Annotated in this window: 16 protein-coding genes; 9 read left to right on the top strand and 7 right to left on the bottom strand. The window is 73.2% G+C overall.

Features of this window, described 5'->3' with window-relative positions; all coding sequences use genetic code 11:
• Window positions 1-10 precede the first annotated feature (10 nt).
• Complete coding sequence (locus IE275_RS20265) at window positions 11-1,753, top strand: pyruvate dehydrogenase (protein ID WP_189712745.1); 1,743 nt, start codon at window positions 11-13, stop codon at window positions 1,751-1,753.
• Here the strand turns inward: IE275_RS20265 and IE275_RS20260 are convergent.
• Entirely contained in the window at window positions 1,750-3,162 is a 1,413-nt protein-coding gene (locus IE275_RS20260; RefSeq protein ID WP_189712744.1) for a helix-turn-helix domain-containing protein, read from the bottom strand. The two genes, IE275_RS20265 and IE275_RS20260, sit on opposite strands and share 4 nt — an antisense overlap.
• Window positions 3,163-3,358: 196 nt before the next feature.
• On the opposite strand from IE275_RS20260, the gene IE275_RS20255 reads away from it, so the two are divergent.
• The gene (locus IE275_RS20255) at window positions 3,359-3,991 is read left to right on the top strand and encodes a hypothetical protein (protein ID WP_189712743.1); all 633 of its coding nucleotides are present in this window, start codon (window positions 3,359-3,361) and stop codon (window positions 3,989-3,991) included.
• Between the two features lie 784 nt (window positions 3,992-4,775).
• Entirely contained in the window at window positions 4,776-5,267 is a 492-nt protein-coding gene (locus tag IE275_RS20250) for an ATP-binding protein (protein ID WP_189712742.1), read from the top strand.
• A gap of 95 nt (window positions 5,268-5,362) precedes the next feature.
• Here IE275_RS20250 and IE275_RS20245 read toward each other — a convergent pair whose 3' ends face one another.
• Entirely contained in the window at window positions 5,363-6,421 is a 1,059-nt protein-coding gene (locus tag IE275_RS20245) for a DUF2637 domain-containing protein (protein WP_189712741.1), read from the bottom strand.
• Window positions 6,422-6,737: 316 nt separating this feature from the next.
• A complete protein-coding gene (locus IE275_RS20240) occupies window positions 6,738-7,580 on the bottom strand; it encodes a (2Fe-2S)-binding protein (RefSeq protein ID WP_189712740.1) in 843 nt (280 codons plus the stop codon).
• Window positions 7,581-7,737: 157 nt separating this feature from the next.
• Between IE275_RS20240 and IE275_RS20235 the strand changes: the two genes are divergently transcribed.
• The gene (locus IE275_RS20235) at window positions 7,738-8,613 is read left to right on the top strand and encodes a GntR family transcriptional regulator (protein WP_229870384.1); all 876 of its coding nucleotides are present in this window, start codon (window positions 7,738-7,740) and stop codon (window positions 8,611-8,613) included.
• A 351-nt stretch (window positions 8,614-8,964) separates the two neighbouring features.
• Here IE275_RS20235 and IE275_RS20230 read toward each other — a convergent pair whose 3' ends face one another.
• The gene (locus tag IE275_RS20230; protein ID WP_189712739.1) at window positions 8,965-9,741 is read right to left on the bottom strand and encodes a hypothetical protein; all 777 of its coding nucleotides are present in this window, start codon (window positions 9,739-9,741) and stop codon (window positions 8,965-8,967) included.
• Between the two features lie 147 nt (window positions 9,742-9,888).
• Entirely contained in the window at window positions 9,889-11,562 is a 1,674-nt protein-coding gene (locus IE275_RS20225) for a PucR family transcriptional regulator (RefSeq protein WP_189712738.1), read from the bottom strand.
• A gap of 396 nt (window positions 11,563-11,958) precedes the next feature.
• Here IE275_RS20225 and IE275_RS20220 point away from each other — a divergent pair, with 396 nt between their 5' ends.
• The 5 genes from IE275_RS20220 (at window position 11,959) to IE275_RS20200 (ending at window position 18,759) form a co-directional block, all read left to right on the top strand.
• Entirely contained in the window at window positions 11,959-12,849 is an 891-nt protein-coding gene (locus IE275_RS20220) for an FAD binding domain-containing protein (protein ID WP_189712737.1), read from the top strand.
• Window positions 12,849-13,448 (top strand): (2Fe-2S)-binding protein, encoded by a 600-nt coding sequence (locus IE275_RS20215; protein ID WP_189712736.1) that lies wholly within the window; start codon window positions 12,849-12,851, stop codon window positions 13,446-13,448. The genes IE275_RS20220 and IE275_RS20215 overlap by 1 nt, the downstream gene beginning before the upstream one ends.
• 4 nt (window positions 13,449-13,452) lie before the next feature.
• The gene (locus IE275_RS20210) at window positions 13,453-15,876 is read left to right on the top strand and encodes a xanthine dehydrogenase family protein molybdopterin-binding subunit (RefSeq protein ID WP_189712735.1); all 2,424 of its coding nucleotides are present in this window, start codon (window positions 13,453-13,455) and stop codon (window positions 15,874-15,876) included.
• A gap of 198 nt (window positions 15,877-16,074) precedes the next feature.
• Window positions 16,075-17,532, top strand: coding sequence for an NCS2 family permease (locus IE275_RS20205; RefSeq protein WP_189712734.1), 1,458 nt, complete (start codon window positions 16,075-16,077; stop codon window positions 17,530-17,532).
• Window positions 17,533-17,607: 75 nt separating this feature from the next.
• Window positions 17,608-18,759 (top strand): XdhC family protein, encoded by a 1,152-nt coding sequence (locus IE275_RS20200; RefSeq protein ID WP_189712733.1) that lies wholly within the window; start codon window positions 17,608-17,610, stop codon window positions 18,757-18,759.
• Here IE275_RS20200 and IE275_RS20195 read toward each other — a convergent pair.
• Both IE275_RS20195 and IE275_RS20190 read right to left on the bottom strand, forming a co-directional pair.
• Complete coding sequence (locus IE275_RS20195; protein ID WP_189712732.1) at window positions 18,711-20,129, bottom strand: lanthionine synthetase LanC family protein; 1,419 nt, start codon at window positions 20,127-20,129, stop codon at window positions 18,711-18,713. The two genes, IE275_RS20200 and IE275_RS20195, sit on opposite strands and share 49 nt — an antisense overlap.
• 63 nt (window positions 20,130-20,192) lie before the next feature.
• Complete coding sequence (locus IE275_RS20190; protein ID WP_189712731.1) at window positions 20,193-20,633, bottom strand: SRPBCC family protein; 441 nt, start codon at window positions 20,631-20,633, stop codon at window positions 20,193-20,195.
• Window positions 20,634-20,656: the final 23 nt, after the last annotated feature.

Raw genomic sequence — 20,656 nt, 5'->3', positions numbered from 1 at the left:
GCCTCCCTCCATGGCCAAGCAGAACGTCGCCGAACAGTTCGTGGACATCCTCGCCCGCGCCGGGGTCAGGCGCCTCTACGGTGTCGTGGGGGACAGCCTCAACCCCGTCGTGGACGCCGTGCGCCGCCACTCCGCCGTCGACTGGATCGCGGTACGGCACGAGGAGACCGCCGCCTTCGCGGCCGGCGCGGAGGCCCAGATCACCGGGCGGCTCGCGGCCTGCGCGGGCTCGAGCGGCCCGGGCAACCTGCACCTCGTCAACGGCCTCTACGACGCCCACCGCTCGATGGCCCCGGTCCTCGCCCTCGCCTCGCACATCCCGTCCGCCGAGATCGGGCTGGGCTACTTCCAGGAGACCCACCCCGACCAGCTGTTCCGCGAGTGCAGCCACTACTGCGAACTGATCTCCAGCCCGAAACAGATGCCCCGGCTGCTGCACACCGCCGTCCAGAACGCGGTCGGCCGCGGCGGCGTCAGCGTCGTCGCCCTCCCCGGCGACATCGCCTCGGAACCCGCCCCCGACCGCCCCGTCGAAACCGCGCTCGTCACCAGCCGCCCCACCGTGCGCCCCGGCGACACCGAGATCGACGCGCTCGTACGGATGATCGACGAGGCCGACCGGGTCACCCTGTTCTGCGGCAGTGGCACGGCCGGCGCGCACGCCGAGGTCATGGAACTCGCCGGCAGGATCAAGTCCCCGGTGGGCCACGCCCTGCGCGGCAAGGAATGGATCCAGTACGACAATCCGTACGACGTCGGCATGAGTGGTCTCCTCGGCTACGGCGCCGCCTACGAGGCCACCCACGAGTGCGAGCTGCTGATCCTGCTGGGAACCGATTTCCCGTACAACGCCTTCCTGCCCGACGACGTGCGGATCGCCCAGGTCGACGTACGCCCCGAGCACCTGGGCCGGCGCTCCAGGCTGGACCTCGCGGTCTGGGGAGACGTCCGCGAGACGCTGCGCTGCCTCATCCCGCGGGTACGTCCGAAGGACGACCGGCGCTTCCTCGACCGGATGCTGAAGAAGCACGCCGACGCGCTGGAGGGGGTGGTGCGGGCCTACACCCGGAAGGTCGAGAAGCACGTTCCCCTGCACCCGGAGTACGTTGCCTCCGTCCTCGACGAACTCGCCGACGAAGACGCCGTGTTCACCGTCGACACCGGCATGTGCAACGTCTGGGCCGCCCGCTACCTCACCCCCAACGGCCGCCGCCGGGTGATCGGTTCGTTCTCCCACGGCTCCATGGCGAACGCGCTGCCCATGGCGATCGGCGCCCAGTTCACCGACCGCCGCCGCCAGGTCGTCTCGATGTCCGGCGACGGCGGCTTCAGCATGCTGATGGGCGACTTCCTGACCCTGGTGCAGCACGACCTCCCCGTGAAGGTCGTGCTGTTCGACAACTCCTCGCTGGGGATGGTCGAGCTGGAGATGCTGGTCGCCGGACTGCCCTCGCACGGCACCACCAACAAGAACCCCGACTTCGCCGCCGTCGCCCGTGCCTGCGGGGCCTTCGGCGTCCGCGTCGAGAAACCCAAGCAGCTCGCCGGGGCCCTGAAGGACGCCTTCCGGCACAAGGGTCCGGCCCTCGTCGACGTCGTCACCGACCCCAACGCCCTCTCCATCCCCCCGAAGATCAGCGCCGGGATGGTCACCGGCTTCGCCCTCTCCGCCTCCAAGATCGTCCTGGACGGAGGGGTCGGCCGCATGCTCCAGATGGCCCGCTCCAACCTCCGCAACGTGCCCCGCCCCTAGACGTACGGCGTCCAGCGGCGGCCGCCGGTGTCGTACACGTACCGGGGCAGGCCCTCGATGCCGCTCGTGCGGAACGGGCGGCCGTGGTCGTCGATGCGGACCGTGCCGGTGCGGCCCTGGGAGGACCAGTCGAGTTCCAGGTACCAGTCGCAGGCGCAGGTCTTCGTGCGGGCCGTGACCAGCAGCACCTCGGGGTCCTCGACGGAGACCCGGTAGGGCAGCCGCACCGCCGGGATCGGGGTACCGGCGTCACTGCCGGGGACCGCGTGGGCGACCGGGCGGTCCTTGTCCAGGTCGACGGCGAAGGACCGGGGGGTGATCGAGCCGCCGCACCCCTGGTCCATGGCGTACGCCGTACCGGCCAGGGGCGCGGCGCGGCCGACGACCCGCACCCGCAGGGCCGTCAGGACGACCGCCGTGGAACTGCGCCCCTGTACCGAGATCTCCACGTTGGTCTCCCGTCCGTGCACCGCGCCCTGCGCCGTCGCCCAGGTTCCCGCGTCCTGCGAGGACGGGGGCGGCGGAACCCGTACCGGCGGCCGGTCGACCACGTAGTCGTGACCGCAGCCGAGCGCCCACACCTGGGAGTCGGCGGTCCAGGTCAGCGGGACGGCCGAGCCCGAGGACGGGGCAGGGGACGCGCTCGGGGTGCTGCCGGGCGTGCCGTGCGCATCGGGGGAGGCCTGGGCCGAGCCGGTGGATTCGGGCGGGGTGCCGGACGCGGGCGAGGAGGGTGCCGTCGGGCTCGTCGCGGAGGGGGAGGTGCGGGGTGCGGGACGGGTGGCGGTCGCGGAGGCCGAGGGGTGGTCCGAGGGACGGTCGGCGGGCAGCGCGGAGAGGGTGCCCACCGTCGCGAGGAGCGCGCAGGCGACACCGAGGAGGAGGGCGCCCCGGCGACGGCGGTACCAGGGGGTGGCGTGGGGAGCGCGGGGCGGAGGTGTTTCCTGCCCGGCCGGCGGTGCTTCCGGGTCCTGCGGGACCGCTTCCGCGGGTGGCGCTTCCGTCGGTTCCGGCGCTGCGGGTTCCGCCGTGCGGTCCGGCGTTTCCTCCGCCGCGCCCTCCGCCGCGCCCTCCGACGGTTCTTCCGGCGCTGCTTCCGTCCCCCGGGCCCGTGCCTGACGTGCCGCCACCGCGCGCAGCCACCGGCGGTGCAGTTCCAGCCGTTCCTCGGGTGCGGCCCCGCAGAACTCCGCCAGGCGTTCCACGGGCGCGAAGTCCTGCGGAACCGCTTCCCCCGCGCAGTAGCGGTGCAGTGTGGAGGTGTTCATGCCCAGCCGGCGGGCGAGGGAGCCGTAGCTGCGCTCCGTACGCGCCTTCAGTTCCGTCAGCAGCGCCGCGAACTGCGCGACGTCCCTCTCGCTCGACACCGTGACCCCGTGCCCCGTCCTCGCCGGGCCCGGGACGGGCATCCCAGGCACTCATGTATCTGCACGTCAGCTGGGCTGGGATGGTTCCACCGGGGCCGATCGGGCGAAGAGCGTTGCCCCGGGCCGCCGGGCGGGCCGATGCTCTTGGTGTCGCCGCCGAGCACGGCCGGACCCGACCATCCGGTGTCCAGGCGGCCGCGCCGTTCCACACACCCACCCACCCAACGGGGGATCACGCATGTCACAGCACACCCGGTCGGCCGCGCTCGGCGCGTTCACCGCACTCGCCATCACGGGCCTCACCCTCGGCACGGTCCTCTCCGCACCGGCGGTCGCCGCCGCGCCGAAGGCGCCCGGATTCCTCGCGGCCAAGGACCTTCCGCCGCACCCCAGCTCCTCCTGGACGGCCGGCCGGGTCACCGCCGGCGTGCCGGAGGTGCTCGAGCTGGACACCTGTCTGGGCAAGGCCCTGGGCGGGGGTTCGAACACCTGGTACCGCGAGTTCCGGACCGACCTGGACGCCGGCGCCCGTCAGGTCTCCGCCGAGCTGCCGAGCGTCAGCGCGGCCAAGGGCCGGTTCTCGCGGGTCGACAAGGACATCAGGTCCTGCGCGAAGCGGATCGAGCGGGCCGACCCGGAGCTCGAGGCCACGCTTCGGGACTACGGGACGCTCGACGTCGAGGAGGGCGCCCATGTCTACGGGCTGCACGTGGAGACCTCGTGGGGCGCGACCGACATCCGCCTGCTCTCCGTCGGCCGGGACGGCCGGGCCGTGACGGTCGTCGACTGGGGTCAGATGGGCGACTTCGGGGACGCCCCGGTGAAGGCCTTCAAGAAGACGACGACCACGGCGGTCAAGAAGCTCCACTGACCGACGACGGCACAACTGATTCCGGCCAAATTCGCCTGGGCGGGACCGAGGTGCCTTGGCGGAGCCGGCGGTGGGTAGTGGTCGTCCCACCCCTTCCACGCCTACGGCGAGGTCGGCAGGGCCGCCTCCGTGAAGGGGCGGAGGCCGAACGGTCCGTGCGTCTTCCCGGAGTACGGGGCCGGAGGCGGGCGGAACGGACGGGCGGGAGCCGGTGCGCGGAGGGGGCGCACCGGCTCACCGCCGTTCCCGGGGGGACGCGCCGCCCGGTCCGGGACGCGCGGGTGTACGCCGGCGCGGGGCGCCCACGGCGTCGTACGGCGGGTGCCGCGCCCGGGGGTGCGTGGTCTCCTCGTACCACCCGTCCCGCCGGTCGCGACCGGCCCGTCGACCAGTGGGTTTCCCGGTCGGTACCGGTGACGGGGGCGCGGGGGCGGGCTTGCCGGGCGAAGCGCGCCGGGGCCGGCTCACCCGCCCGCCGGCCCACGGCAGGGACATGCCGCCCACCCGCCCCCTGCCACCCGCCACCCACGGATCGCCGCACGGCGCCCTCCCGGCCCACCGGCACACGCGCACGAGCGGTGCGCGACCCGCCGTACACGGCGCTCCCACCGGCGGCCGAGCGCCCGCCACCACCCCCACACCTCGCCGCCGGTAACCGGTCGAACATGGCCGAACACCCGGTCGTCGACGACTCGACATGACTGGCCCGCCGCCGACCGGGCAAGGATCCCCGTGAACGTGTTCGAGCAGGAGGGGAACCGACATCGGCACGCGGGCGGGGGTCATGAAGAGGCAGGCACGAGGCAGCGGTCCGACGGTGATCGCGAACACCTCGGCGACCAGGCGGAACACGGAGGACGAGAGTGGGGCCGACGTCGAAACCGTCGGGCGCGCGGCGCGGCTGAGCCGCAGACTCGGGCGGGCGGACCTGCGGGCGGTGCCCGAGGCGCGCCGGGCGCTGCGCGAACTGTTGGAGGGCTGGGGGAAGCCCGGATGCTCCGAGACGGCCGAGCTGCTCACCAGTGAACTGGTCACCAACGCCCTCGTCCACACCGACCAGGACGCGGTCCTGACGGCCACCGTGTCACCGGCCGGACTGCGGGTGGAGGTACGGGACTTCGTCGCCCGCCGCCCGCGGCCGCGCGTGCCGATCGCCGACGACGGCACGAGCGGCCGTGGCCTGATCCTGGTGCAGTCCCTCGCGGACGCCTGGGGGGTACGGGCCCACGGGGTCGGGAAGTCCGTCTGGTTCGAACTGGGTGCCGGAGCGGCCTGAGCGACCGAGGAGACGGCAGGGGCCGAGAGCACGGGAAACGGGAAGGGGCGCGGCCTCCGCTGAGGTCGCGCCCCTTCCCGTGTGTCACCCGAGGATCAGCCGAACTGCTGCTCCAGGTCCTTGAGCTTGCGCTCGAGGGAGTCGAGCCGCGGCAGGGCCATGGTGTCGTCCTCCGCGGTGAGGTCGACGGAGATCGGGTCGGAACTCTGGCGCACCGGCTGGAGGGAGGGCCGGTTGCGGACCGGCAGCTGCTCCGCCGAGTTGGCTATCGCAGGCTCCGCGGAGACCCGCTCGGCGGTGGCCCGCTCCAGGGCCGCCTGGGCCTCCAGCTGGCGCCCGCCGCCGCCACCGCGGCCGGGGAAGCGGCCGTGGCCACGGCTGATCGCCTTCAGCTGGGCCCGCTCGACGCGCTGCTGCTCGCGGCGGCGCAGCTTGGTCTCGTCCTTGCGGGCCTTGTCCTCGCGGACCTCCTCGACGGCCTCGTCCAGGCTGCGCACGCCCTCGAGGAGCATCAGCGACCAGGCCCTGTAGGTCTCACGAGGGGCCCGGAGCCAGCGCACCACGCGGATCTGCGGCAGCGGACGGGGCACCAGGCCCTGCTCGCGCAGCGCGGCGCGGCGGGTCTGCTTCAGCGCGCGGTCGAAGAGCACCGCGGCGGACATGGACATGCCTGCGAAGAACTGCGGAGCGCCGTCGTGCCCGAGGCCCCTGGGCGCGTGCACCCAGTTGAACCAGGCGGCGGCACCCGCGAACGTCCACACCAGTATCCGGGAGCCGAGCGCCGCGTCACCGTGGCTGGCCTCGCGCACCGCGAGGACGGAGCAGAACATGGCCGCGCCGTCGAGGCCGAACGGAACCAGGTACTCCCAGCCGCCGGAGAGGCTCAGGTTCTCGCGGCCGAAGCCGACGAGTCCTCGGTAGGAGAGCGCGGCCGCCACGGCGGCACAGCAGAACAGCAACACATAGGAAGCGATTCCGTAGACGGCTTCCTTGCGCCTGCGGCGCTCCTCGCTGCGCTCCCACGAGTCGTCCGCGCTCGTGTTCTTCCCCGAGGAGTTCTTGCCGCGCCGGAGCACCGCCACCGCCGCAAGCATGCCCAGGAGCAGTACGGCGCCGGGAAGCAGCCAGTTCAGCGATATGTCGGTCAGTCTCATCTGGGGTCCCTTGCATTGGGATAGGGCGTAACGCCCGCCATAGTGGCCCAATCCCGCTGTTCCTCAGGGGGTTTCGGGGCAAGAGGCCGCCAAGGAAGTGCAAGGGGATGCCCAGGGCGACGTTCTGCTCGAACTGCAGCTTGAGGAGCGGGAGTTGAGTTCGAATAAGACTACCCATACGGGTGGTTCCGCGGAAAGTTCCCGGGGCACGTGAGGAAGTTGTGAAGTACCTGTAACCGCAGGGGGAGTCTTCTCGTCCGGTGATCCTACGGGACGCCGAACGCTCCGCCGACCAGGGTGACCGTCCGACGGAGCGTCAACTGGCGGCGGCCGCAGTGAGCTTGGCGACCCGGTCCGCGTCGCAGGTGCGCGGACACGTCTCGCACGCCTCCTCGGGGCGCACCGTGTAGAACATGCAGCAGCTCGCCCGGTCCCGGGTCGCCAGCGCCTCGCCGTTCGGGCCGGTCAGCTCGCGGAAGGCCGCCGTGCCGACGTACGGGCGGGTCGCGCCCGGCAGCAGCAGCTCCAGCTCGTGCCGGGCCCGGTCCTCCTCGCCGAGCAGCTGGGCGACGTACCAGAGGCCCTCGACGATCTCGTCCGTCACCATGCCCCACAGGGCGCGCCCGCGCCGCCGGGCCCGCGGTCCGAAGCCGGCCAGGACCGGCTCGTGGTGCTCGGCGACGGCGTGCCGCACCTCCGCCCGCAGCGCCTCCTCGTTCGGGACCACCCGGGCGCCGGGCAGTGCCGCCGCCGGATCGTCCGGCAGGCAGGCGAACGAGTCGGGCGGGCGCACCGCCATCCGCATGACCTCGCCGGTGCGGTCGTACGAGACGTGCGTCACGGGGTAGCGCGGTACCCGGCGGTGCAGGAACCACGGGACGGTGATCAGCAGGCAGGCGGGCCAGGCGTACCGGTGCAGTCCGAAGCTCGCGACGACGTCGGGGCGCGCCCGCTGTCCGTAGTCCCGGACGACCTGGGCGTCGTCCCAGGCCAGGAAGGTGTCCAGGTCCGGTCCGCCCGCCGCGAGCGCGGCCGCCCCGACCCAGCCGCCGCCCCGGGGCGCGGGCTCGTCGGGTGCCAGCTCCGTGACGGCCAGGCCCGGGAAGACCTCGGTGAGGCGGGCGTACGCCGCCGCTGTGGCCGACGGGGCTGTGGGCATGCCGGGACCACCGATCTGCGAGGGATTAAAGGCAAGCCTTACCTTAGTCATTATGTTCGGGATTTGAACTGACGGCCAGTAGGCCTAAGGTGCTTGACGGACGAGTAACAAGCCGCCGTAATGACCCCAAGTACCGACACATCCGCCGGGAGGGCCCGTGAAGCAGGGCATGCAGGGCTCCGCCGCTCCGGGGATCCCGCAGGAGGGCCCTGTCCGGGCACGGGTTCCGGCGCAGTCCCGGGCGGCGTCCGCCGAGGGCGCGGACCGTGAGCGGTGCGCCCCGCAGGGCGCCGTGCGCGGGGAGCACACCCACAGCGAGACCCCTGTCCCGCGGCCCGACCTCCAGACCCCCGACCTCCAGCGGCCCGGCGTCGAGCGCCCCGACCTCCAGCGGCCCGGGGGCGTCCCGCGTCCCGTCGTCCAGCGGTCCTCCGTGCGCGGGCAGATCCTCGACGCCCTGCGCACCGCCCTGGTCACCGGGGAGCTGCGGCCGGGCGAGGTCTACTCGGCGCCGGTCCTCGGCGAGCGCTTCGGGGTCTCCGCGACGCCGGTGCGCGAGGCGATGCAGCAGCTCGCGCTGGAGGGCGCGGTCGAGGTCGTGCCCAACCGGGGCTTCCGGGTGGTCGTGCGCGGCACGCGCGAACTCGCCGAACTGGCCGAGGTGCGGGCACTCATCGAGGTGCCCGTGATGCTCCGGCTCGCCCGTACGGTGCCGGCCGAGCGCTGGGCGGACCTGCGGCCCCTCGCCGAGGCGACGGTGCGCGCGGCGGCCGGTGGCTGCCGGGCCACGTACGCGGAGGCCGACCGCGTCTTCCACCGCGCCGTGCTCGCCCTCTCGGGCAACGACCAGCTCGTCGGTATAGCGGCGGACCTGCACCGACGTTCCCAGTGGCTCCTGACGGGCGCCGCCACCCCCCGGGGGCGGGCGGAGCTGCTCGCCGACGCGACGGACCACCTCACGCTGCTCGACGCCCTGATCACGGGCGACCTGGACACGGCCCAGGCCCTGGTCCGGGACCACTTCACGGCCTGACTCGGCCTGACTCGGCCTGACACGGCCGACGCCGGTCCATGACCCGCGCGGCCCCGCGCGCCCCGCGGAAGCGGCCGCCCGGCGGCCTGGCGCGCGGCGGCCGGGACGCCCCGGCCCCGCCATTGTGACTCGGGGCACGAGCGCCCGAGGCCCCGCCCGCGCGGGCGACGCCGCCCGGCGTCCCTCGGCGGCGCACCGGGGCACCCGGCCCTTGTGCGGCCGCGCACATGCCGTGCACATACGGGAACGCGCGGGTCACGCCGTGCTCCCGGGCACCGGAACCGGCACCGGCGCCGGACGCCGCGACCCCGTGCACCGGCCGCCCCGCCGACCTCGCGGAGCCGCCCCCGACTACGCCGTGGCCGCCGGTGGGGGTGCCAACTGCCGTGCCAGCCACGTGGGTACGCCCCCCAGCAGCCGGAACAGCCGTCGCGCCTCCTCGCGCAACCGTGAGGCCTCCGGCTCGACCTCGGCGTCCGCGAGGGACGCGAGGGCCGGGGCGGTGCCCACCAGGTAGCCCAACTCCTCGCGGATCCGCAGGGATTCGGCGAAGCCGTGGCGGGCCTCGGCGACCTCGCCGTCCCGCAGCGCGAGCCCGGCGAGGTGACGCCAGGTGAAGGACAGCAGCAGGGAGTCGGAGTGGGCCGCGGCAGCCGTGTGGGCGCGCCGGTACGCGGCCCGGGCCGCCTGCGGGGAACGTGCGATGTTCTCCGCGAGCAGCCCCCGCCGGAAGTCCAGCAGCCCCCGCCCGGCGGCGTCCGGCGGGATCAGCGCCGCCGCGCGGCCGAGCGCGGCCCGTGCCTCGTCCACCCGGTCGCGCACCCCGTGCACCGTGGCCGCGTACGCAAGGTGCCCCCGTTCACAAGCGGCCGCGCCCCGCTCCTCGTCGCTGTGCGCCAGCGCCTCCGCCGTACGCAGCGCGTCCTCGGCCTCCTGCCAGCCCTGCTCGGTGTACAGGCACCGTTCCACCAGCAGCGCGGCCCGTTGCATCGCGCCCGGCGGGGTGTCGGCCGGCAGCAGCGCCGCCGCGTCGGCCCAGCAGGCCCGCGAGCGCAGCCGCCACACCGCGGTCTGGAGGGGGTCCTCGTCTGAGGTCGTTCCGGTACCGGACATGGCGGAATACGCCACGTTGCCCTCCCCGAGCGCGCCGTCGAGCTTTGAGTGGTGGCCGCATCTCAGCACGAATCGCGGCACCGGGCCAAGGGGGCGGGTGAAGGATTTCACAAAGTCGTGGGACTCTCCGCCCTCAAAGGTTTCAACGGACGGCGGCCGGTGTCAGCTCATTCGCAGCGCCAGGAAGAAATCGAGCTTGTCCTCCAGCCGCGAAAGGTCACGGCTCGTCAACTGCTCGATCCGCCCGACCCGGTAGCGCAGTGTGTTGACGTGGAGGTGCAGCCGGGAGGCGCAGCGCGTCCACGAGCCGTCGCAGTCCAGGAACGCCTCCAGCGTCGGGATCAGCTCGGCGCGGTGCCGACGGTCGTAGTCGCGCAGCGGGTCGAGCAGCCGCGCGGTGAACGCCCGGCGCACGTCGTCCGGGACGAACGGCAGCAGCAGCACGTGCGAGGCCAGTTCCTGGTGCCCCGCCGCGCACACCCGCCCGGGCCGGGCCGCCGCCACCCGCCGCGCGTGCCGTGCCTCCTCCAGCGCCCCGCGCAGCCCCTCCGCCGAGTGCACGGCCGCGCTCACGCCGAGGGTGAGCCGCCCGTCGCCGTCGAGGCCCGCCGAGAGCGGTTCCCGGACGGCCTTCAGCAGCGCGTCGGCGAGTACGCCCGTGTCGGAGCCGTCGTGCTCGGCGGACATCGCCGGCAGCGGGACCAGGGCGACGGCCTCGTCACCGGTGTGGGCGACGGCGATCCGGTCGGAGGGCTCGGTGCCGGTCGCCAGCGGGTCGACCAGGATCTCCTCCAGCAGCGCCTGGGCGACCGGCCCGGCCTCCAGCTCGCCGCTGTCCCACTCGACGCGCGCCACCACCAGCTGCCAGTGCGGGGCCGTGCCCAGGCCCGGCAGCAGCACGGGTGCGGCCACCCGCAGCCGCGCCGCGATCTCCGCCGGGGCCGCACCCGTCTGGACCAGCTCCAGCACCTCCTGCGCCAGCCGCCTGCGCACGGTGCGCGCCGCGTCCCGCCGGTCCCGCTCGACCGCGATCAGCTGGGTGACGCCGTGCAGCAGGTCGAGCCGCTCGTCGGCCCAGTCCCCGGCGTCCGCCTCCACGGCCAGCAGCCAGTCCGACAGCACGCTCGCGCGCACGTCCCGCACGCCCTGCGGGGACCGGCCGCCGCCGCGGACCGGGAAGAGCGAGTACGTCGTACCGCCGACGATCACCCGGTGCGGCCCGCGCCGGCCGGTGCGCACCGCCGCCAGGTGTTCCGCCGAGAGCCGGCCGCACAGCTCGGCCGGCAGCGCGGGGCCCGCCATCTTCGGGCCCGCGATCAGCCGCCCGGTGGGGGAGAGCACCCAGGCCCGCAGGTCCAGGTCGGAGCCGAGCAGGTCCAGCACCACGTCCGGGCCGCCGCCCGCCGGGCCCGAGGTCATCATCCGCCGGTGCCGGTCGACCACGGCCGCGAGATCCCCGGCCCGCTCACCGCTGACCTGCCGTACGACGTGCTCGGTGATCGTTGCGAAGGCAACCGACTCGTGCACCGCGAACAGCGGCAGCCGGTGCCGGGCGCAGGCCAGGACCAGGTCCTGCGGCACATCCCCCAGCTCTGCCTCGCCGGCCGCCAGCGCGGCCACGCCGGCCTGCACCAGGATCCTTACGAACGGTTCGGAGTCCGCCGCGTCCCGGCGCCAGGCCAGGCCGGTCAGCACCAGCTCGCCGCCGGAGAGGTAGCGGCTGGGATCCCGCAGGTCGGTGGTCATGACCCCACGCACCGTACGGTCCAGTTCGTCCTCGCCGCCGAGGAGCCTGAGGCCCAGCGCATCGGTGTCCAGAAGTGCGCGCAGCCGCATCTCGTCGCCGCCGTTCCTTGTCTCGAAATCTACGATGAATCGTGCGGGCCCCCACGGGAAGGGGCCGCCGTGGGCCCCACGCGGGCCCTGCCGTCGGAGCGTCGGCCGCCGTGCGGGCGGTCGCGGGCCGCATTCTGTGATTGCCAGGTTGTTTCCTACGTTTCCACAGGAAAACGAGGAGGTTACTGAGGGCCTCCGTTCATACGAATCTACAAGATGGCTGCCCCGACCAGCCAACTCCTTCATGGTTTCCGTGACTGACACCGCCGGAGTGTCGCGCTGTGTACTGGCCCCACTCCGCGTGAACAGCACATGAACGAGCCGGGCCCGCCGCACCCGATTCTGGCTCGAACGAGACGACTCACGAGACTCACGAGACGAAGAAGAGAGCCGGTCATGGACTTCCTTCGCCCCGCCAGCTGGGAGGAGGCGCTCGCCGCGAAGGCCGAGCACCCCACCGCTGTGCCGATTGCGGGTGGCACCGATGTGATGGTCGAGATCAACTTCGACCACCGGCGGCCCGAGTACCTCCTCGACCTCAACCGCATCGGTGACCTCTACGAGTGGGAGGTCGGCGACGACAGCGTGCGGCTCGGGGCCTCCGTGCCCTACTCGCGGATCATGGAGAACCTGCGCTCCGAACTCCCGGGCCTGGCCCTCGCCTCCCACACCGTGGCCTCCCCGCAGATCCGCAACCGCGGCGGCGTCGGTGGCAATCTCGGCACCGCCTCCCCGGCCGGCGACGCCCACCCCGCCCTCCTCGCGGCCGGCGCCGAGGTCGAGGCCGCGTCCGTACGGGGCACCCGGCTCATCCCGATCGACGACTTCTACACCGGGGTGAAGCGCAACGCGCTCGCCCCCGACGAGCTGATCCGCGCCGTCCACGTCAAAAAGGCCGACGGCCCCCAGCAGTACTCCAAGGTCGGCACCCGCAACGCCATGGTCATCGCGGTCTGCGCCTTCGGCCTCGCCCTGCACCCGGACACCCGCTCCGTCCGCACCGGCATCGGATCCGCCGCCCCCACCCCCGTCCGGGCGAAGGTCGCGGAGGACTTCCTCGACGCGGCGCTCGAGGAAGGCGGCTTCTGGGACAACGGGAAGATCATCACCCCGTCGGTCGCCAAGCAGTTCGCGGACCTCTGCTCCGCCGCCTGCAACCCGATCGACGACGTCCGGGGCACCGCGAGCTACCGCCGGCACGCCGTCGGCGTCATGGCCCGCCGCACGCTGACCTGGACCTGGGAGTCCTACCGCGGCGCCCGCCGCCACACCGAGGGAGCTGCGTGATGCGCGTCAACTTCACTGTCAACGGACGGCCGCAGGAGGCCGACGACGTGTGGGAGGGCGAGAGCCTGCTCTACGTCCTGCGTGAGCGGCTGGGCCTGCCCGGCTCCAAGAACGCCTGCGAGCAGGGCGAGTGCGGCTCCTGCACCGTCCGCCTGGACGGTGTGCCGGTGTGTTCCTGCCTGGTCGCGGCCGGCCAGGTCGAGGGTCGCGAGGTCGTCACCGTCGAGGGCCTCGCGGACTACGCCCGCGACCGCGCCGAGAAGGGGTGCGCGAGAGGCGCCTGCGGCGGCGAGGCCCCGTCCGGCACCTCGCTCGACGAGGCCAGGAACTGGCAGGCCCGGGGCAGCGACTCGCAGACCGGAGAGGGCACCGAACTCTCCCCCGTCCAGCAGGCGTTCATCGACGCCGGCGCCGTCCAGTGCGGTTTCTGCACGCCCGGTCTGCTGGTCGCCGCCGACGAGATGCTGGAGCGCAACCCCAACCCCACGGACGCGGACATCCGCGAGGCCCTCTCGGGCAACCTGTGCCGCTGCACCGGCTACGAGAAGATCATGGACGCGGTCCGCCTCGCGGCCGCCCGGCAGGGAGAGGCGGTCTGACCCGATGCCCTCCCCCAAGCTCTCGACGTCGCTCGACCAGGGCGGTGCCCCCACCGGCGCTCCCACCAAGATCACCCAGGGCTCGCAGACCAAGGGCGGGATCGGCGAGTCGACCCTCCGCCCGGACGGCATCCTCAAGGTCACCGGCGAGTTCGCGTACTCGTCCGACATGTGGCACGAGGACATGCTCTGGGGCCAGATCCTGCGCTCCACGGTCGCCCACGCCGAGATCGTCTCCCTGGACACCTCCGAGGCCCTCGCCACCCCCGGCGTGTACGCCGTCATGACGTACGACGACCTGCCGACCGAGGTGAAGAACTACGGCCTGGAGATCCAGGACACCCCGGTCCTGGCCCACGGCAAGGTCCGCCACCACGGCGAGCCGGTCGCCATCGTCGCCGCCGACCACCCGGAGACCGCCCGCCGCGCCGCCGCGAAGATCAAGGTCGAGTACCGCGAGCTGCCCGTCATCACCGACGAGGCCTCCGCGACCGCCCCGGACGCGATCCTCGTCCACGAGAACCGCGACGACCACCACATCGGCCACGTCCCGCACCCGAACGTCGTCCACCGCCAGCCGATCGTCCGCGGCGACGCCGACCGGGCCGCCGGGCGGGCCGACGTGATCGTCAAGGGCGAGTACACCTTCGGCATGCAGGACCAGGCCTTCCTCGGCCCCGAGTCCGGCCTCGCCGTGCCCGAGGAGGACGGCGGCGTCCACCTCTACATCGCCACCCAGTGGCTGCACTCCGACCTGCGCCAGATCGCGCCCGTCCTCGGCCTGCCCGAGAACAAGGTGCGGATGACACTGGCCGGCGTCGGCGGCGCGTTCGGCGGCCGCGAGGACCTGTCCATGCAGATCCACGCCTGCCTGCTCGCCCTGCGCACCGGAAAACCCGTCAAGATCGTCTACAACCGTTTCGAGTCCTTCTTCGGCCACGTCCACCGCCACCCGGCCAAGCTGTACTACGAGCACGGCGCCACCCGAGACGGCAAACTGACCCACGTCAGGTGCCGGATCGTCCTGGACGGCGGCGCGTACGCCTCCGCCTCCCCGGCCGTCGTCGGAAACGCCTCCTCGCTCGGCATCGGCCCGTACGTCGTCGACGACGTCGACATCGAGGCGATCGCGCTCTACACCAACAACCCGCCCTGCGGCGCGATGCGCGGCTTCGGCGCGGTCCAGGCGTGCTTCGCCTACGAGGCGCAGATGGACAAGGTGGCGAAGGAACTCGGCCTGGACCCGGTGGAGTTCCGCCGGCGCAACGCCATGGAGCAGGGCACGCTCCTGCCGACCGGACAGCCGGTGGACTCGCCCGCCCCCGTCGCCGAACTCCTGCGCCGGGTCAGCGCGATGCCGCTGCCGCCGGAGCGCCAGTGGGAGAGCAGCGAGGGCGCCGACGTACGCCAGCTGCCCGGCGGCCTGTCCAACACCACCCACGGCGAGGGGGTCGTCCGCGGTATCGGTTACGCGGTCGGCATCAAGAACGTCGGCTTCTCCGAGGGCTTCGACGACTACTCCACCGCCAGGGTCCGGATGGAGGTCATCGCCGGCGAGGCCGTGGCCACCGTGCACACGGCGATGGCGGAGGTCGGCCAGGGCGGAGTCACCGTCCACGCGCAGATCGCCCGCACCGAGCTGGGCGTCGCCCAGGTCACCATCCACCCGGCGGACACCCAGGTCGGCTCCGCGGGCTCCACCTCGGCCTCCCGGCAGACCTATGTCACCGGCGGCGCGGTGAAGAACGCCTGCGAGCTGGTCCGCGAGAAGGTCCTGGAGACCGGCCGCCGCAGGTTCGGGACGTACCACCCCGCCTGGGCCACCGCCGAACTGCTCCTGGAGGGCGGCAAGGTCGTCACCGACGGCGGCGAGGTCCTCGCGGACCTGGTGGACGTCCTCGGCGAGGAGGCCGTGGAGGTCGAGGCGGAGTGGCGGCACCGGCCGACCGAGCCCTTCGACCTGCGCACCGGCCAGGGCAACGGGCATGTGCAGTACAGCTTCGCCGCCCACCGGGCCGTCGTCGAGGTCGACACCGAGCTGGGCCTGGTCAAGGTGATCGAACTGGCCTGCGCGCAGGACGTCGGCAAGGCGCTCAACCCGCTGTCCGTCGTCGGCCAGATCCAGGGCGGCACGACCCAGGGTCTCGGCGTGGCCGTCATGGAGGAGATCATCGTCGACCCGAAGACGGCGAAGGTGCGCAACCCCTCCTTCACGGACTACCTCATCCCCACCATCCTCGACACGCCGACCATCCCCGTCGACGTGCTCGAACTCGCCGACGACCACGCCCCGTACGGGCTGCGCGGCATCGGCGAGGCCCCGACCCTGTCGTCCACCCCGGCGGTCCTCGCGGCCATCAGGAACGCGACCGGGCTGGAGCTGAACAGGACGCCGGTCCGGCCGGAACACCTCACCGGCACGGCGTAACACCGAAATCTCCGGGCGGCGCACGGAACGTCACAGCTCCGCGCCGCCCGGAGCACCTCAGATCGTTCGTCTCGGGCCGTCCCCCGGGTCGTGCGGCCGAAGCACCTTCCCAAATCCCGCAGCCGCCACGGCGGCTGACCTGCCGTCAGGCGGCGGTCGCACGCGGGTGCCCCTATGAACCTTGGGAGTAGGCCCCACATGACCCAGCAGTCAACGGAGCCGAGGACCACTGCCGACGACGCGGGCGAAGGTACCCGCGTCCCGGCCGGACGGTCCTGGCTCGACCGGTACTTCCACATATCCCGGCGGGGATCCACCGTCGCACGCGAGGTGCGCGGCGGCGTCACCACCTTCATGGCGATGGCGTACATCCTGCTGCTCAACCCCCTGATCCTGTCCGGCAAGGACGCGGCGGGCGACACGCTCGGCCAGAAGGCGCTGATCACCGCGACCGCGTTCGCCGCGGCCTTCACCACGCTGCTGATGGGCTTCGCCGGCAAGGTGCCGCTCGCCCTGGCCGCCGGCCTCTCCGTCTCCGGAGTCCTGTCCTCCCAGGTCGCCCCGGAGATGACCTGGCCGCAGGCGATGGGCATGTGCGTGATGTACGGCGTGGTCATCATGCTGCTGGTCGTCACCGGCCTGCGCGAGATGATCATGAATGCGATCCCGCTCGCCCTGAAGCACGGCATCACCATGGGCATCGGCCTGTTCATCGCCCTCATCGGCTTCTACAAGTCCGGCTTCGTGCACCAGGGCGAGGCGACCCCGGTCACCCTCGGCCCGGCGGGTGAACTGGCGGGCTGGCCCGTCCTGTTGTTCGCCGGCACCCTGCTGCTGATCTTCATGCTCCAGGCCCGCGACGTCCCCGGCGCCATCCTCATCGGCATCGTCGGCGGCACGGCCGTCGCCGCCGTCCTGAACGCCACCGGGGTCGTCGACCCCGGGCAGTGGGCGGCCGGCGCCCCCGAACTGCACGGCAGCGCCGTCTCCATGCCCGACTTCTCGCTCTTCGGGGACGTCGAGTTCGGCGGCTGGGGCGAGGTCGGCGCGATGACCGTCGGCATGATCGTCTTCACGCTGGTCCTCGCGGGCTTCTTCGACGCGATGGCCACCATCATCGGCGTCGGCACCGAGGCGAAGCTCGCCGACGACAAGGGCCGGATGCCGGGCCTGTCCAAGGCCCTGTTCATCGACGGCGCCGGCGGAGCGATCGGCGGTGTCGCGGGCGGCTCCGGCCAGACCGTGTTCATCGAGTCGGCGACCGGCGTCGGCGAGGGAGCCCGTACCGGACTCGCCTCGGTCGTCACCGGCGCCTTCTTCGCCGCCTGCCTGTTCTTCACCCCGCTCACCGCGATCGTCCCGCAGGAGGTGGCGTCCGCCGCCCTGGTCGTCATCGGCGCGATGATGCTGATGAACGCCCGGCACGTCGACTGGGCCGACCGGGCCACCGCGATCCCGGTCTTCCTCACCGTCGTCCTGATGCCCTTCACCTACACCATCACCACCGGCGTGGCCGCCGGCGTCATCTCCCACGTCGCCATCAAGACCGCCCAGGGCAAGGCGCGGGAGATCGGGGCCTTCATGTGGGTCCTCACCGGGATCTTCCTGGTCTATTTCGCCCTCCATCCCATCGAGAGCTGGCTGGGCGTCCACTAGGCGCCCGGCACCGAGGCGGACCTGCGCCGCCCGGACCGCCGACCGCCGCACCACCGCCGTCAAGGAGACCGAGACATGCTGGACATCGCCGAGGAGCTGAACCGGTGGATCGAGCAGGGACGTGACTTCGCCGTCGCCACGGTGGTGGCGGTCGGCGGCAGCGCACCCCGCCGGCCGGGCGCCGCCCTCGCGGTGGACACCGACGGAACGGCCGTCGGCTCGGTCTCCGGCGGCTGTGTGGAGGGCGCGGTGTACGAACTGTGCCAACAGGCGCTCCAGGACGGCGAACCCGTCCTCGAACGCTTCGGCTACAGCGACGACGACGCCTTCGCCGTGGGCCTCACCTGCGGCGGCGTCATCGACATCCTCGTCACACCGGTGCGGGCCGGCGACCCGGTCCGCCCGGTGGTCGCGGCCGCCCTCGAAGCCGCCGCGAGCGGAACGGCGTCCGCCCTGGCCCGGATCGTGACCGGCCCGGCGGACCTCGTCGGCCGCGCGCTGCTGATCCATCCCGACGGCCGTGGTGAAGGGGGTTTCGGCGGCCATCCCGAACTCGACCGCACCGTGGCCGCCGAGGCCGGCGCCTTCCTCGATGCGGGCCGCACCGGCACCCTGGAGATCGGCGAACAGGGCTCCCGCTGCGGTGCCCCGCTCACCGTCCTCGTCGAGTCCTCCGTCCCCCCGCCCCGGATGATCGTGTTCGGCGCGATCGACTTCGCGTCCGCGCTGGTCCGGATCGGCAAGTTCCTCGGCCATCATGTGACGGTGTGCGACGCCCGCCCCGTCTTCGCGACGAAGGCCCGCTTCCCGGAGGCGGACGAGATCGTCGTCGAGTGGCCGCACACCTACCTCGAACGCACCGAGGTCGACTCCAGGACCGTCCTGTGCGTCCTCACCCATGACGCCAAGTTCGACGTGCCCCTGCTCCGGCTGGCCCTGCGCCTCCCGGTCGCGTACGTCGGCGCGATGGGCTCGCGCCGTACGCACCTGGAGCGCAACGAGCGCCTGCGCGAGGTCGGCGTCACCGAACTGGAGCTGGCCCGGCTGCGCTCACCCATCGGCCTGGACCTGGGCGCCCGCACACCCGAGGAGACGGCACTGTCGATCGCCGCGGAGATCGTCGCGAACCGGCGCGGCGGCAGCGGGATCTCCCTGACCGGTGCGCACACGCCGATCCATCACGACGTGACATCGGCCCCCGCCGGACGCATCGGCTCGGTGGCCTGAGACGGTGGCACCGGCCGCCGGTCGTCCGTGGCGCGAGGCCGCGGCAACGGTCGGTCGTCCGTGGCGCGAGGCCGCGTAACCGGCCGGTCGTCCGTGGTGCGAGGCCGTGGCACCGGCCGCTCGTCCGTGGTGCGAGGCCGTGGCACCGGCTGGTCGGGCCAGGTGAACGTGTAGGCGGGGTCGCCGCCCCGGGCGACCCGGGTGTACCGCAGCAGCTCCCGGACGATGCCCGCGTTGCCCATCGCCCACCCGGTCTGCGGCTCCAGCGCGCTCGGGTCGGACCGGTGCTCGACGTTGGACCAGCGTGCGCCCCGCGCGTCCCGTGTCGCGCGATCGAGGAGGTCCGTGGCCAGGACGTGGGCGAAGTCGGGGGAGTCGCCCTGCTCGGCGATCCGGTCGCAGGCCAGCGCCAGTACGCCCGCGGTGCCGCAGCAACGGCCGTTGTTGTCCCAGAAGCCCGGCCACAGGCGCCGCGGCAGCCCGGAGTGCGTGACGGTGTGCCAGCAGCGGCCGGCGAGTTCCGCCCACCCGGGCTCACCGAGGGCGTCCCGCAGCAGCCGGAACACCTGGGCGTCCCCGGCCGGACCGTGGCACCAGCCGTAGCTGTGCCGCCGGGTGGCGTCGGGCCGGTACGGCGGGTCGGAGTGCGGGATCAGCAACCCGTCGGGACCGCCCTCGTCCCGGGCCACGACATCGGCCGCCCCGGCCCGCGCCAGGCCGACCAGATCGGCGCGCCCGGCGGCCGTCCCGACCGCGGCGAGGGCGTACACGATCCCGAGGGTGCCGTGCGAGACATGGTGCAGCCGCTCCGCCACCCCTGCCCTGAACTCCCAGGTGACGCCCGCGGGGGTGCGCTCGGCCGTCCGCGCGTACGGCTCCAGCGCGAGCAGCGCCAGCTCCGCGTCCCCGGCCGCCCAGGCCCCCAGCCCGATCCCCGCGTTGCCGCCCATCAGCTCGAACAGCTCGCCCCAGCGCGTCCCGTCGAACCGCGCCCGCACCCCCTCCAGGGCCCGAGCGGCCGCCAGGCCGGCGGCCGGGCAGTCGAGTTCACGGTGGACGGCGCGCAGGACGAGCGCGATCCCGGTGCGGCCGAAGTAGAGCGAGTCGTCCGGATGGCCGTCGACCGCGTCGGCCAGGGAACGGGCCGCGCGCAGGGCGCCGTCCGCGTACGTGTCGTCCCCGAAGTGCCGCCACGCCTCCAGCAGCACCGGAACCACCCCTGCGGTGCCGTTGTACAGCATCGGATCGACCTCGCCGTCCGACGGCCTGACGGGCCATCCGAGTCCGCCGTTCCCGGTGTCCCGCGCGGCCGCCAGCAGCCACCGCAGACCGTCCGCCGCCAGTGCCTCGATCTCCCCCGTGTCCGCCATGGACCCACCCTGGCATGCGGTCGACGCCGTTGCCCAGACCGCACGGGCGGGGTCCGCCGAGGGTCAGGGGCGGCGCAGCAGACGGTTGACCGCGCGGCCGAACATCCGCCGGGACGCGGCCCGCAGCAGCGGGTCGAGGGGGGAGGGCAGGAGGCGTACGCGCAGTTCCTCCCGCCAGATCACCCGTGCCCGGCCGCCGGGGCCGGGCCGGACCTCGATCTCGGCCCAGCCCATGACGACCCGGCCGCGCTTCTCCAGCCGGCACAGGCCGGGTTCGTCCTCGGTCGGCGGACACCACACGGTGACCTCCATCCGGTCGTCGAAGGCGAACGGGCCCCGGCCCGTGCGCGCCACGAACACCGTGCCCTCGCGGGTCGGCGGGGGAGTGACGACGGTGACGCGGGTCAGCGGGACGACATCGCCGTGCCGCTGCCACTCGGTGAGCCGGCGCCACGCCTCCTTCAGGGGGAGGGGGACCGTGCGTTCGAGCTGGAAGGTGACCACACAGTGATCGTAGGGAGTCCGCG

The sequence above is a fragment of the Streptomyces phaeofaciens genome, assembly GCF_014648915.1.
GTDB lineage: Bacteria > Actinomycetota > Actinomycetes > Streptomycetales > Streptomycetaceae > Streptomyces > Streptomyces phaeofaciens.
This window is presented reverse-complemented; position numbering and strand designations above follow the sequence as displayed.

Coding starts and splice junctions, on each gene's coding strand:
- IE275_RS20210 (WP_189712735.1), top strand. CDS start 13,453: ATGCCCTCCCCCAAGCTCTCGACGTCGCTCGACCAGGGCGGTGCCCCC.
- IE275_RS20195 (WP_189712732.1), bottom strand. CDS start 20,129: ATGGCGGACACGGGGGAGATCGAGGCACTGGCGGCGGACGGTCTGCGG.
- IE275_RS20225 (WP_189712738.1), bottom strand. CDS start 11,562: ATGCGGCTGCGCGCACTTCTGGACACCGATGCGCTGGGCCTCAGGCTC.
- IE275_RS20220 (WP_189712737.1), top strand. CDS start 11,959: ATGGACTTCCTTCGCCCCGCCAGCTGGGAGGAGGCGCTCGCCGCGAAG.
- IE275_RS20245 (WP_189712741.1), bottom strand. CDS start 6,421: ATGAGACTGACCGACATATCGCTGAACTGGCTGCTTCCCGGCGCCGTA.
- IE275_RS20255 (WP_189712743.1), top strand. CDS start 3,359: ATGTCACAGCACACCCGGTCGGCCGCGCTCGGCGCGTTCACCGCACTC.
- IE275_RS20250 (WP_189712742.1), top strand. CDS start 4,776: ATGAAGAGGCAGGCACGAGGCAGCGGTCCGACGGTGATCGCGAACACC.
- IE275_RS20240 (WP_189712740.1), bottom strand. CDS start 7,580: ATGCCCACAGCCCCGTCGGCCACAGCGGCGGCGTACGCCCGCCTCACC.
- IE275_RS20205 (WP_189712734.1), top strand. CDS start 16,075: ATGACCCAGCAGTCAACGGAGCCGAGGACCACTGCCGACGACGCGGGC.
- IE275_RS20265 (WP_189712745.1), top strand. CDS start 11: ATGGCCAAGCAGAACGTCGCCGAACAGTTCGTGGACATCCTCGCCCGC.
- IE275_RS20200 (WP_189712733.1), top strand. CDS start 17,608: ATGCTGGACATCGCCGAGGAGCTGAACCGGTGGATCGAGCAGGGACGT.
- IE275_RS20260 (WP_189712744.1), bottom strand. CDS start 3,162: ATGCCCGTCCCGGGCCCGGCGAGGACGGGGCACGGGGTCACGGTGTCG.
- IE275_RS20215 (WP_189712736.1), top strand. CDS start 12,849: ATGCGCGTCAACTTCACTGTCAACGGACGGCCGCAGGAGGCCGACGAC.